14 protein-coding genes are annotated in these 12259 nt (G+C 36.9%); all 14 read left to right on the forward strand.

Annotation, left to right across the window (positions count from 1 at the left end; genetic code table 11):
* Window positions 1-10 precede the first annotated feature (10 nt).
* The 14 genes from menA (at window position 11) to I567_RS06740 (ending at window position 12242) form a co-directional block, all read left to right on the forward strand.
* On the forward strand, window positions 11-955 hold the full coding sequence (gene menA, locus I567_RS06675) for a 1,4-dihydroxy-2-naphthoate polyprenyltransferase (RefSeq protein ID WP_016251486.1): 945 nt from the start codon (window positions 11-13) through the stop codon (window positions 953-955).
* A gap of 152 nt (window positions 956-1107) precedes the next feature.
* The gene (locus I567_RS06680) at window positions 1108-2616 is read left to right on the forward strand and encodes a zinc ABC transporter substrate-binding protein AdcA (RefSeq protein WP_016251487.1); all 1509 of its coding nucleotides are present in this window, start codon (window positions 1108-1110) and stop codon (window positions 2614-2616) included.
* A 68-nt stretch (window positions 2617-2684) separates the two neighbouring features.
* The gene (locus tag I567_RS06685; protein WP_016251488.1) at window positions 2685-3398 is read left to right on the forward strand and encodes a gamma-glutamyl-gamma-aminobutyrate hydrolase family protein; all 714 of its coding nucleotides are present in this window, start codon (window positions 2685-2687) and stop codon (window positions 3396-3398) included.
* A gap of 95 nt (window positions 3399-3493) precedes the next feature.
* Window positions 3494-4765 carry an O-acetylhomoserine aminocarboxypropyltransferase/cysteine synthase family protein gene (locus I567_RS06690; protein WP_016251489.1) on the forward strand — a complete coding sequence of 424 codons (1272 nt, stop codon included), beginning with the start codon at window positions 3494-3496 and terminating at the stop codon, window positions 4763-4765.
* Window positions 4766-4918: 153 nt separating this feature from the next.
* Complete coding sequence (gene comGA, locus I567_RS06695; protein ID WP_016251490.1) at window positions 4919-5848, forward strand: competence type IV pilus ATPase ComGA; 930 nt, start codon at window positions 4919-4921, stop codon at window positions 5846-5848.
* Window positions 5829-6839, forward strand: a complete 1011-nt coding sequence (comGB, locus tag I567_RS06700; RefSeq protein ID WP_016251491.1) for a competence type IV pilus assembly protein ComGB — start codon at window positions 5829-5831, stop codon at window positions 6837-6839. The genes comGA and comGB overlap by 20 nt, the downstream gene beginning before the upstream one ends.
* A 14-nt stretch (window positions 6840-6853) precedes the next feature.
* Window positions 6854-7156, forward strand: a complete 303-nt coding sequence (comGC, locus tag I567_RS06705) for a competence type IV pilus major pilin ComGC (protein ID WP_016251492.1) — start codon at window positions 6854-6856, stop codon at window positions 7154-7156.
* A 37-nt stretch (window positions 7157-7193) separates the two neighbouring features.
* Window positions 7194-7589: a hypothetical protein gene (locus I567_RS06710; protein WP_231940221.1), complete on the forward strand. Its 396-nt coding sequence runs from the start codon at window positions 7194-7196 to the stop codon at window positions 7587-7589.
* Complete coding sequence (locus I567_RS06715) at window positions 7564-7830, forward strand: hypothetical protein (protein ID WP_016251494.1); 267 nt, start codon at window positions 7564-7566, stop codon at window positions 7828-7830. The genes I567_RS06710 and I567_RS06715 overlap by 26 nt, the downstream gene beginning before the upstream one ends.
* A complete protein-coding gene (locus tag I567_RS06720; RefSeq protein ID WP_016251495.1) occupies window positions 7823-8266 on the forward strand; it encodes a ComGF family competence protein in 444 nt (147 codons plus the stop codon). Before I567_RS06715 ends, I567_RS06720 begins: the two co-directional genes overlap by 8 nt.
* 37 nt (window positions 8267-8303) lie before the next feature.
* Entirely contained in the window at window positions 8304-8624 is a 321-nt protein-coding gene (locus tag I567_RS06725) for a hypothetical protein (RefSeq protein WP_111736132.1), read from the forward strand.
* Window positions 8625-8845: 221 nt separating this feature from the next.
* Window positions 8846-9856, forward strand: coding sequence for a class I SAM-dependent methyltransferase (locus I567_RS06730; RefSeq protein WP_016251497.1), 1011 nt, complete (start codon window positions 8846-8848; stop codon window positions 9854-9856).
* 30 nt (window positions 9857-9886) lie between these two features.
* The gene (locus I567_RS06735; protein WP_016251498.1) at window positions 9887-11080 is read left to right on the forward strand and encodes an acetate kinase; all 1194 of its coding nucleotides are present in this window, start codon (window positions 9887-9889) and stop codon (window positions 11078-11080) included.
* 172 nt (window positions 11081-11252) lie between these two features.
* Window positions 11253-12242 (forward strand): aldose epimerase family protein, encoded by a 990-nt coding sequence (locus I567_RS06740; protein WP_016251499.1) that lies wholly within the window; start codon window positions 11253-11255, stop codon window positions 12240-12242.
* The last annotated feature ends 17 nt before the right edge of the window (window positions 12243-12259 follow it).

Raw genomic sequence — 12259 nt, forward strand, 5'->3', positions numbered from 1 at the left:
GAGGAAAAAAATGTCTGTAAAAACTTTTTTGGATTTGGTCGAAATTAAAACAAAATTGGCTAGTTTAACGCCTTTTGTTATCGGTGTACTATTTACGTTAAGTTACTTTAATGAATTTCATGTAGGCAACACCGTTATCTTTTTTATTGGTATGCTATGTTTTGATATGGCGACCACAGCGATTAATAATTATATGGATTTCAGAAAAGCAAAATCTGAGGAATATAAATATACGGAAAATGTTGTTGGTCGTGAACATATTCCAGAAAAATTGGTTCAACAAATCATTTTTGGTTTCATTTTTATCGCTTTTTTAGTAGGAATGTATCTTTCTTATAAAACAGGTTGGCTACTTTTGGTGATGGGTTGCCTGTGTTGCTTCATTGGAGTGTTTTATACTTTTGGTCCGGTGCCACTTTCTCGTATGCCTTTAGGTGAGTTGTTTAGTGGGGTGACCATGGGCTTAGGTATTTTTGCGATGGTGATTTACATCAATATTTATCAAAGCAAAGTCCTCTGGTTACAATTAAGCCTAAAATCAGGGCACTTTGCCTTAACTGGTAATCTTTGGACTGTGCTAGCCGTGATTTGGGCGTCCATTCCGATGATTTGTACGATTGCTAATATTATGTTAGCCAATAATTTATGTGATTTAGACCAAGATATTGAAAATCATCGCTATACTTTGCCTTATTATATTGGTCGTCAAAATGGGGTTTTCCTATTTAATATTTTAATGTATTTATGTTTTATTACGTTGACGATTGGTTTATTTTTGGGGCTATATCATTGGACGATTCTTTTGATTTGGGCTGTTTTTCCCATCATTCGTGAAAATCTAATCCAATTTTCGAAAAAGCAAATTAAGCGTGAAACCTTTAGTATTTCCATAAAAAACTTAATAGTCTTTAATGGTGCATATGCGCTTTGTTTATTGCTAGGCCTATTCTTTTAACTATGATGAAGTCTCTACAAAAAGAGGCTTCTTTTTTTATCCAATAAAATGAAGAGGAAAAATATTTCAAACAGGCTATTGACAGGACCGAAAATTTTTGTTAATTTATAAAACGTAACAGTTACGATTTATAAAAAGAAATGAGGAATATGATGAAAAAGAAAGTTTTATTATTATGTGTTGCTTGTGCGAGCATCTTATTAACAGCTTGTCAAAAACAACCTGAATCAAATAGTAAAAAACCAACCATTATGACAACTATTTATCCTGTGTATGAGTTTACCAAGGAAATTGTAGGCGATAAAGCAAATGTAGAATTACTGATTCCAGCAGGAACGGAACCACATGATTTTGAACCATCTGCCAAAGATATTGCCAAAATACAACAAAGCCAAACAATGGTCTATGATGATCCAAATATGGAAACTTGGGTGGGAAAAGTAAAGTCTAGTTTAACGGATGATAAAGTGAATTTTATCCAGTCTACTAAGGATATGGTTTTATTACCTGGTGGTGATGAAGAAGAGCATGATCATGGTGCAGACGGACACCATCATGAATTTGATCCGCATGTTTGGTTAGCTCCTAGCCTAGCCAAAAAGCAAGTACAAACCATTACCAAAGAATTAAGCAAACAATATCCAAAACTGCAGAAAAAGTTTGCAACCAATAGTCAAAAATATTTAGCTAAATTAACGCAATTAGATCAAGAATATCAAAAACAACTGGGTCAATTACCGCAAAAACATTTTGTGACCCAGCATAGTGCTTTTCAATATTTAGCTGTTGAATATGGATTAAAACAAATTCCCATTGCAGGCATCAACCCAGAAGAAGAGCCTAGTGCAAGCAAATTAGCTGAACTGAAAAAACTGGTAAAACAATATGAAGTCCAAACGATCTTTTTTGAAGAAAATGCCCAGGATAAAATTGCCCGTACCTTAGCCAAAGAAGCTAATGTGAAGTTAGCGGTCTTAAATCCATTAGAAGGACTGACTAATTCACAAATTAAAAAAGGCGAAAACTATCTAACCGTGATGCGCCAAAACTTGCAAGCTTTGGTGAAAGCTGGTAGTAAGCAACCATCCACGAAACAAGAAAATACGCAGTCAAAACCAAAAACTGTTTATAATGGTTACTTTAATGATGAACAAATCAAAAATCGTAGCTTAAAAGACTGGCAAGGTACCTGGCAGTCTGTCTATCCATTAGTCGCTAAAGGTGAATTAGATCAAGTATTTCATTACAAAGCCAAATTAAATCCGAAAAAAACGGCAGAAGATTACCGTGCTTATTATGAAAAAGGATATCGTACGAATGTCAAACAAATAGAGATTCAAGGAGATACTTTCACTTTTACGTTTGATGATGGCAGTAAACAAAGCAGTGACTATCGCTATGTGGGGTATAAAGTCTTAAACTACGAGGCAGGCAATCGGGGCGTCAGATATCTTTTTGAAGCCACAGATCCACAAACCAAAGCCTTTAAATATTTACAGTTTAGTGATCATGCTATTTCACCACAAAAAGCTGGCCATTTCCACTTATATTTTGGTAACGAGTCTCAAGAAGCCTTACTAAATGAATTAGAAAACTGGCCGACTTATTACCCAAGCCAACTATCAGCGCATGAAATTGCCCAAGAGATGGTTGCTCATTAACCATAGCCGTAGACAAAGCAAAGAGAATAGAGTAGAATGAAGGCAAAATTTTACAGGATGTGATTGTAATGCGCCCTTTCATTGGACTAATTCCTTTATATGATGAAAAGTTAGAAAGTATTTGGATGTTACCCGAGTATCAAAAATTAATTGAGCAAGCAGGCGGGATTCCAGTCGTTTTACCTTTGACTGCGGATGAAGCAACCCTCAATCAATTATATGAGCAGCTAGATGGTTTACTTTTAACTGGTGGCCATGATGTCAATCCCACACTTTATGGGGAAGAAAAACGTCCCGAATGCCAAGTGTTATGTGAAATACGCGACAAGATGGAAATTTCGCTAATAAAGTTATTTTTAAAAACAGACAAACCTATTTTCGGGATTTGCCGCGGCTTACAAATTTTAAATGTGTATTTTGGCGGCTCATTGTATCAAGATATTCCAACGCAATTTGCAACTGATTTGGTGCATAGTATGCCAAAACCATATGATCAAGGCATCCATCAAGTGACCCTTTATGCCGATACGCCTTTATATGAGTTGTTGCAAACAGGAGAATTAAGTGTCAATAGCCGCCATCATCAAGCGATAAAAGACTTAGCACCTGATTTAGTCGCGATGGCTCAGGCAACAGATGGCTTAATAGAAGCCGTTTATCATCCGGATTATCTTTTCGTTTGGGCCGTTCAGTGGCATCCGGAGCATATGTATCAATCAACCGTAAGTAAACAATTGGCACAGAAATTTATCCAAGCTTGTCGTGATAGAAAGAAACTATAGATACTAGATATTGCGTTGACATTTTGAATCGTTGTGCTATGATTTAATCAAATTCTAATAGTTTTTAGTAAATTTACATTTTTGGAGGAATTTTCATGACACAACGCTTCGAAACCATTCAATTACACGGAGGACATACCGTCGATAAAGAAACCGGAAGTCGGGCCGTGCCGATTTATCAAACAACTTCTTATGTATTTGAAAATGCACAACAAGCCGCTGCCCGCTTTGCTTTAGAAGAAGGCGGAAATATTTATACGCGAATTACGAACCCAACGACTAGTATTTTAGAAGAACGACTTGCTTTATTAGAAGGTGGTGTGGGCGCATTAGCCACAGCATCAGGCTCAAGTGCAATTAGCTATGCGATTCAAAATATTGCTAGTAGTGGCGATCATGTCGTATCAGCAAGTACCCTTTATGGTGGGACCTATAACTTATTTGCCAATACCTTACCTGAATTTGGCATTACTACTACTTTTGTCAATGCTGAAAATCTTGATGAAGTGAAAGCTGCCATTCAAGAAAATACAAAAGCTTTATTTATCGAATCACTTGGTAATCCAGATATCAATGTGTTAGATGTGGAAGCGTTAAGTCAAATTGCGCATGAAGCAGGGATTCCATTAATTGTGGATAATACTTTTGCAACACCTTATCTATTTAGACCATTTGAACATGGCGCAGATATTACCGTTTACTCCACTACTAAATATATTGGTGGTCATGGCGTTTCCTTAGGTGGGGCGATCGTTGATTCTGGAAACTTTGACTGGACGAATGGCAAATTTGAGAAATTAGTCGATCCAGATCCTAGTTACCATGGTGTTTCTTGGACGCAAGCAGCCGGAAATGCCGCTTATATCACCCGTGCTAGAACGATTTTATTACGTGACTTTGGCGCAGCGATTTCACCATTTAATGCTTGGACTTTACTACTAGGTATCGAAACGTTATCACTAAGAATGGAACGTCATGTCGAAAATGCGCAACGAATCGCTGAGTTTTTAGAAAATCATCCAAAAGTTGCTTGGGTTCATTATCCAACCTTAAAGAGTAGCCCATATTATGATTTGGCACAAAAATATTTCCCCAAAGGTACGAGCTCAGTCTTTTCATTTGGACTAAAAGCCGGTAAAGAAGCCAGTCAAAAACTATGTGGTTCAACGAAAATCTTCTCATTATTAGCAAATGTGGGCGATGCAAAATCATTAATTATCCATCCAGCTTCTACCACCCACTCCCAATTAAATGAAGAAGACTTGAAAGCAGCAGGTATCCAACCAGAAACCATTCGTATCTCCGTGGGTATCGAAAATGTAGAAGACTTAATTGAAGATTTAACGCAAGCCTTAGAACAAATTTAAGCAAATGATTATTATCCTTAAGCATTTGGCCGAAATTGGTCGAATGTTTAAGGATTTTTTTTATTTGTAAAACGCATTTTGAAATTTTTTGCGAATTTAATAAGTAGAGGCCTCTATTCATTCTTTCAAGTTAAGGGAAAGGAAGTGAGAATTATGCTAGTTGAAGATTTTTCTGATGAGATGATCGAATTTGGGGTTAAAGAGCAGATGCAAGATATGTATTTGTACTTACGCGAGGATAAAGGAGTGATTCAATTCAGAAAAAATCAAGAAATTGCTTCATTTAAAGAAGTCAGTCCTCAAATCGCCCAACAATTAATTACGCGTTTTAAATACTTGGGCGAAATGGATGTAGGAGAACATCGCCGCGCCCAATTAGGAGCTATCAGTTATCCATTACATGATGAGGTACAAAGATTGCGGCTTTCCACAGTGGGGGATTATCGTGGCAATGAAAGTATGGTCATTCGCTTTTTGTACAATTTATCCGTCGATCATTTGCATTATTTTAGCTATGAACAGTTTGAAACGATTGTCAAACGAACCAAAGCAGCAGGGTTATATCTTTTCAGTGGTCCGACGGGTTCGGGCAAAACGACTTTAATGTATCAGCTTGCCAAACAAATCAAAGGGCAAGTGATTACGATTGAAGACCCGGTAGAAATTGAGGAACCGAGCTTTTTGCAGTTACAGACCAACGATAAAATTAATCAAACCTATGATCAATTAATTAAATTATCTTTGCGTCATCGTCCGGATATTTTAATCATTGGCGAGATTCGTGATGAACGTACCGCCAAAGCAGCGATTCGAGCCGCCTTAACTGGACACAAAGTATTTGCGACTGTTCATGCTAAAGGCGTCCGTGAAACGAAAAGTCGGCTCATTGATTTAATCGGTGAAACAAGTGAGTTAGATAATTGTTTGATGGGGGTTATTTATCAGCGGATGTTAAATGATCCTAATGACCAAGCAGAAGTGGTTTTTGGTTATGAATTTTACAGTGAACCAGCTATTTATTTACCTTTTAGTGACAGTCTTAAGCAGTATCAGAGGTATTATGATGAAGGTCAAAAAAGATAAAAAAGCCCAAAAGCAACTCGTTTACTTGCTTTCCATTTATTTAAATAGCGGATTTTCGATGCAAAGTAGTTTTCAATTAATTCAACGAGGAAAACAATTATCGCCGCAGTATTTAGCCCAAATCGAAAAAATGCTCTGTATAGGGACTGAATTAGAAGAAATTTTTCGCACGCTTCACTTCAGTCCACAGATTATCGCCCAGATTCAATTGGCGCAAATTCATGGTAATTTACCGCTCACTTTAGCTAGTATTTATCAGCAATTAAAACTACGCCAAGAACGTCTTCAAAAAATGCAGCAAATCTTATTTTATCCTGTATTATTATTGGTATTTTTGTTAGGAATGTTATTGCTGATGCGCTTTATCTTATTACCGCAGTTTATTGAGACGGGCATGGTCAGCAAAAAACAGGGGATGATTTTCCTGTTATGGTATGCGCCGAATATTTTAGTAGGTGTGTGTGGGATAAGTGTTTTGGGTTATATCTTGCAAAAAAGTTTATGGCGTCGCTTGCCTGTATTACAAAAAGTCCAATATTATTGCCGGATTCCGGGTATCAAGGCGTTGATTCAGCTATATTATACGAGTTTTTTTGCATCTGAGTGGGGCTTACTATTACAACAGGGCTTAGAACTCAGACAAATCATCTTATGTATGCAACAGTTGGAACAGCACTCCTTTATGCATGAATTATCACGCGATGTCGCTAAAAAGCTTTCAGTTGGACTCACTTTACAACAAGCCTTAGCCGATGAAGTGTTTTTTACACCAGAGTTTACCCAAATTTTGTTTCAAGGGGAGATGACCGGTGATTTAGGCAAAGAATTAACGATTTATAGTCGCTTGAGTTTAGAAACCTTCCAACAAAAATTACAGCAAGGGATGCAGTGGATTCAACCAGTTGTCTTCTTTTTTGTTGCGGTTTTAGTGCTAGGAATGTATTTATCAATTTTAATGCCGGTTTACAGTCAAATCGGCCAATTTAGTTAATGGAGGAAAAGAGAATGAAAAGAAAAAAATTCAAAGCTTTTACTTTAATTGAGATGATTATCGTACTATTTATTATTGGCATGTTAATGATGATTTTTGTGCCGAATTTAACTAAAAAAGGCAATGATGCGCAGAAAAAATCAGATATTGCCATTGCTAAGGTTGTTAAACAGGAAATTGAATTATATAAGGCAGAAAAGGGCGAAGAACCAAAAGAGGATAAAATTATCGAATTAGTCGGTGAAGATCGTGCAAAAATCTATCAAAAGCATAAAGATGAAGTGAAAGATGAATATACGCCAATCCCAGAAAACTAAGTGTCGAATCATGTCTTTTACTTTGATAGAGTGTCTATTGGTATTGTGGTTTTTGACTTCATTAGCAAGTTTAAGTGTGCATGGTTACCAAAAGATGCAACAACAACTTGAGCGCGCGCGTTTTTTTCGTCAATTTGAATCTAGCTTTTACCTAACCATTGCTCGGGCCATTACCACCGATGCGCCTTCAGAAATGATTATCAATGCGAGTGGGATTCGCATGGAGCATCCAAAGTTTTCCGCTATTGTGTTTCGCTATCCAGAGGGCATTCACTGTATTTCCTCTGCCCGCTATCTACGTTTTAGTAGTAAGACCGGTAATTATGCCCCAGCTAGCAAAGTCGTATTTGCCGATGAGCATGCGCGGTGCAAGGTGATTTATTCATTTTATTTTGGAAGTGGTCGCTATGAAAAGAGAATTATCCCGCTTTAATCAGCCAGCTTATATCTTTATGGAAAGTTTATTTAGTCTCTTTTTATTTGTAAGTTGTGCTTTATTGCTTTGGAGCAGTGCGGTCTCTTATATTCAAGAATTAAAAAGAGAAGAACAATATCTAGAAAATATGCGCGCCGCTTATGAGCAGTTGTATGTGCAAGTCTATCATCAACAGTATCAAAAAGCGGATTTTCAGTATGAGGATCAAGGGAAAACCCAGGTGATAACTATTGAATAAACAACGAGCCTTTACCCTTTTTGAATGTTTGTGGGCGCTATTTTTGATTGGCCTGACGCTTTTAGGGATGAATCAGTTACTTTTTGGGATGCGAAAAATTGATAACTACTTACACTTTCAGCAAACCCAAGACTTTCAACTTTCCATGATTCAGCTAGAACATCAATTAAAAGATTTTCAATGGGTCAAAATCGAGCCGGAAAAAGTCGTCCTTGAAAGTAAAGTAGCGGAAAATGGCTATTATCCCAAGGCAATCTTAAAGCTAAGTGCGACCAATAACTTTATGCTTTCGATTAATAGTGGCAATCAACCCATCTTAAAACAAGTAAAATCCATTCACTTTCAAGAAAACAATCAGTTTATTCAAATCGATGTTTACTTTAAGGAAGGAAACGAGAAGCATGCGACACTTTTACTACCGCCTAAAACCACCTAGGGCCGGCATCTTGATGATTGTCCTGAGTTTCATTTTTATGTTGAGTGTGATTTTAATGATGCTGACAAGTAGCTTTCATCATCAGCAGTTGGCCAATCGCGAGGTCAAACACTATTTCCAACGCCAAATGATGAAACAATTGTTGTTAGCTGATTATCAAAAAAATCCAACAAAATATGACAAAGAAGGCGTGGTGAACTACAATATTGGACAAATTCACTATCAAAAAACAACTGATGAAATGATACTTTGGATTTATTTAAAGTCCGATTCTATGAAAATAAGAGATTCACTGAATGTTTCGGTATCTTCTTCAGATGAAACAACGACTATAACCAGTGACAAAACAAATCCTTGATAGAGTAGCTTAGTTATATAATTTACAAATTAATACAGATGACAAAACAAAGATGCTTGGAAATGAAAAGAATGTTTCCAAGCATTTTTGTTGATTTTTCAACGTTTTCAGAAATTATTTCAACAAATGATATCAAAGAAAGCGATTGAAAAATATCACAAATTGAGATAAAATTAAACAGACGGTAAAGTTGTTATAAATTATATAATGGAGTTGAAATCATGTTTCCAGAAAAAATCGAAGAACGTTTTTACACGCATTTGCAAGCTATTCAAATCTTGCAGCAAGCGTTAGGATGTTCATTTTTAGATGCTTATATTGAGCATGTTGAAAATATCAATGATCAATATACTATTCGTGTTATTGAAGGAGTCCCTAATCAAGAAAGCATTGATCAACTCACTCCTTTATACGAACAATTAAAAGCGGATGAATTTACCGCCGAAGAAAAACGTAAAATCAGTCAATTGTTGCTGTTAAAAGGGGCACAGACGGAAAAACTACAAGCAAATCATCAATTGACCCCCGATGGCATTGGCTTTTTATTTGTTTATTTGATTGAGCAACTCTATATGGATCAAAAAGCAAATTTACGCATGTTGGATTTAACGACAGGGATGGGCAATCTTTTGTTCACCATTGTCAATAATCTAGCCTTAGCCAAATATCATACAACTGCGATTGGTGTGGATAATGATGAGACACTTTTAGCAGTAGCAGCCGCCAATAGTCAATGGTTCGAAAGTGAGGTTACTTTATTCCATCAAGATGGCTTACAGGACTTACTAATTGAACCAGTGGATGTGGCCGTTGGTGATTTACCAGTCGGCTATTATCCAATTGATGAAAAGGCCAAAGATTTTATCGTTCACGCGGAAAATGAACATACCTATGCCCACCACTTGCTCATTGAACAAGCGATGAAGTATGTCAAAGAAGCTGGCTTTGGTATTTTCCTAATGCCAAGTCAATTTCTAGAAAGTCCACAAAGCGACCAATTCAAAAAGTTGCTTCAAGAAAAAGTTTATTTACAAGGAATCATTCAATTACCGGATGATTTATTCCGCAACGAACATTCGAAAAAGAGCATCATCTTGCTTCAAAACCGTGGACAAGGAGCAAAGCAAGTAAGTGAAGTCTTATTAGCTCGCTTACAAACCTTAAAACAACCGGAAAAAATTGCTGAATTCTTCAAAGAGTTCGCGCAATGGAAAGAAACTTATTTAAATTAGGTAATTTACAAAAGATTAGAGGTCGATATTATGTCAAAAACTATTTCAATTAACGCGGGAAGTTCAAGTTTAAAATGGCAACTATATTTAATGCCGGAAGAAAAAGTTGTTGCTAAAGGTTTGGTGGAACGTATTGGTTTACCTAATTCAATCTTTACTATTAAATATGGTGAAGGTGAAAAATTTGAATTAGTGCAAGACATTGAAAATCATGAAATTGCAGTCCAAATGTTAATGGATCAATTAATTGAACTAGGCATTTTAGCAAGCTATGACGAAATCACAGGAGTTGGTCACCGTATCGTGCATGGTGGTGAATACTACAGCGAATCAGTAGTCATTGATGATGAAGTTGTGGAAAAAATTGAAGAATGTGCTGCCTTCGCGCCATTACATAATCCAGCTCACGTCATGGGAATTCGTGCCTTCCGTAAATTATTACCAGGCGTCATTAATGTAGCGGTATTTGACACTGCTTTCCATGCCAATATGCCTGAATTCGCTTATCTATACAGCTTACCAATGGAATACTATGATAAATATAAAGTCCGTAAATATGGTGCACATGGTACAAGTCATCGCTATGTTGCGCACCGTGCGGCTGAAGTACTAGGCAAACCAATTGAAGAATTAAAATTAATTACTTGTCATTTAGGAAATGGTGCTTCAATTACAGCGGTTGATGGTGGCCGTTCAGTGGATACTTCTATGGGATTCACACCACTAGCTGGGGTAACAATGGGTACACGCTCTGGTGATATTGACCCTGCTGTATTACCTTATTTAATGAAAAAAATAGACATTGACATTGACGAAATGTTGACAATCTTAAATAAAAAATCTGGTTTACTTGGTTTGAGCGGTATTTCTAGTGATATGCGTGATATCGAAGCAAATCTAGGCAAACCTCAAATCGACTTAACTTACGATGTATTTACAGATCGTGTACGTAAATATATTGCTTCATACGTTGCAGTAATGAACGGCGTAGATGCGATTATCTTCACTGCAGGTATCGGTGAAAATGATGCCCATGTTCGTAGCGAAATCATTAAAGGCATGAGCTGGTTTGGTTGCGAAATCGACCCAGAACAAAACAAAAAACGTGGTGAAGAACTAGTCATTTCAACCCCTGATTCTAAAGTCAAAGTATTAGTGATTCCAACAGATGAAGAATTAATGATTGCTCGTGACGTTGAACGCTTAAAAGCTGAAACAAAATAATGAGAGAATAAACGCCTAGCTTACGATGAGTTGTGAGTTAGGCGTTTTGTCATTTAATACAAATCCGTCTCAAGATTTTGAACAATATAACCAAAAATTCGCAAATCTGTTGACGCTTACATGAATTGGTTTAAAATAAAGGATGTATCTAATAATTAGAGTAGGTGAAATCATGTTAACAGTGAAACAAATCCATGATAAAAATTATGAAACAGTCTATGAACTAACAAATTCTAAAGGGTTAAAAGTCTTAACCAGTCCATTTGGTGCACGCCTTTTAGCTATTCAAGTGCCATTAAAAGAAGAGCTACGTGATATTGTGGCCGCTCCTAAAGATTTGGCCTTACAAAAAGAATTGCGTTACTTTGGGGCAACGATTGGACCTGTCGCTGGACGAATTACCAATAGTCAGTTCACCATTGATGGGCAAACTTATACCACTGAAACAAATAATAATGCGCATACCTTACACTCAGGTTCCAATGGTTTTGATACCAAAGATTGGTTAGCTGAAACTTTTGAGCAAGAAGGCAAAGTAGGGGTTATTTATAGCTTTACACATCCTGATGGCGCAGATGGCTTTCCTGGAGAAGTCCAAGCGACAGTGATTTATACTTTAGATGAAGAGGACAATTTAAAGATGACTTATGAAGCGAAAACCGATAAAGCCACTTTATATAATCCAACTTGCCATGGCTATTATAATTTAACTGGTAGTGAAGGAAATCCCGTCAACAGTCATTTATTACAAGTTGGCGCTGAGAAGAAAGCAACGACTAATCCAGATGTCACAACGACGGGTGAATTTACCAAAGTGGCAGGAACAAAATTTGATTTTAGAACTTTAAAAGAAATCGGCGAAACCACGCTTGATGATCCATTTGTCCTTCATCATGAAAACGACTATGACTTGATAATTACCAGTCCTGATCAAGCAGTAAGTATGCAAATCAAAACTGATTCCGATGCGATTATTCTTTATGTCACAGGTACCCATGAAGAAGGGACACCAATGAAGAATGGAACGATGGTTGCACGTGGTTCAATTGCAATTGAACCTCAAGGCATCCCGGGTGCAGAAAAGTTCAGTCAATATGGTTCGATTCTATTACGCCCAGAAGAGACTTTCCATTCTGAAACCACTTATCATATTGCCTATTAAAACAATGAAAGTACAGA

The organism is Enterococcus cecorum DSM 20682 = ATCC 43198 (assembly GCF_000407565.1).
Classification (GTDB): Bacteria; Bacillota; Bacilli; order Lactobacillales; family Enterococcaceae; genus Enterococcus_E; species Enterococcus_E cecorum.

Bases quoted from the DNA above. Each gene is read 5' to 3' on its own strand.
- menA (WP_016251486.1), top strand. From the start codon at position 11: ATGTCTGTAAAAACTTTTTTGGATTTGGTCGAAATTAAAACAAAATTG.
- I567_RS06680 (WP_016251487.1), top strand. From the start codon at position 1,108: ATGAAAAAGAAAGTTTTATTATTATGTGTTGCTTGTGCGAGCATCTTA.
- I567_RS06685 (WP_016251488.1), top strand. From the start codon at position 2,685: ATGCGCCCTTTCATTGGACTAATTCCTTTATATGATGAAAAGTTAGAA.
- I567_RS06690 (WP_016251489.1), top strand. From the start codon at position 3,494: ATGACACAACGCTTCGAAACCATTCAATTACACGGAGGACATACCGTC.
- comGA (WP_016251490.1), top strand. From the start codon at position 4,919: ATGCTAGTTGAAGATTTTTCTGATGAGATGATCGAATTTGGGGTTAAA.
- comGB (WP_016251491.1), top strand. From the start codon at position 5,829: ATGAAGGTCAAAAAAGATAAAAAAGCCCAAAAGCAACTCGTTTACTTG.
- comGC (WP_016251492.1), top strand. From the start codon at position 6,854: ATGAAAAGAAAAAAATTCAAAGCTTTTACTTTAATTGAGATGATTATC.
- I567_RS06715 (WP_016251494.1), top strand. From the start codon at position 7,564: ATGAAAAGAGAATTATCCCGCTTTAATCAGCCAGCTTATATCTTTATG.
- I567_RS06725 (WP_111736132.1), top strand. From the start codon at position 8,304: ATGTTGAGTGTGATTTTAATGATGCTGACAAGTAGCTTTCATCATCAG.
- I567_RS06730 (WP_016251497.1), top strand. From the start codon at position 8,846: ATGTTTCCAGAAAAAATCGAAGAACGTTTTTACACGCATTTGCAAGCT.
- I567_RS06735 (WP_016251498.1), top strand. From the start codon at position 9,887: ATGTCAAAAACTATTTCAATTAACGCGGGAAGTTCAAGTTTAAAATGG.
- I567_RS06740 (WP_016251499.1), top strand. From the start codon at position 11,253: ATGTTAACAGTGAAACAAATCCATGATAAAAATTATGAAACAGTCTAT.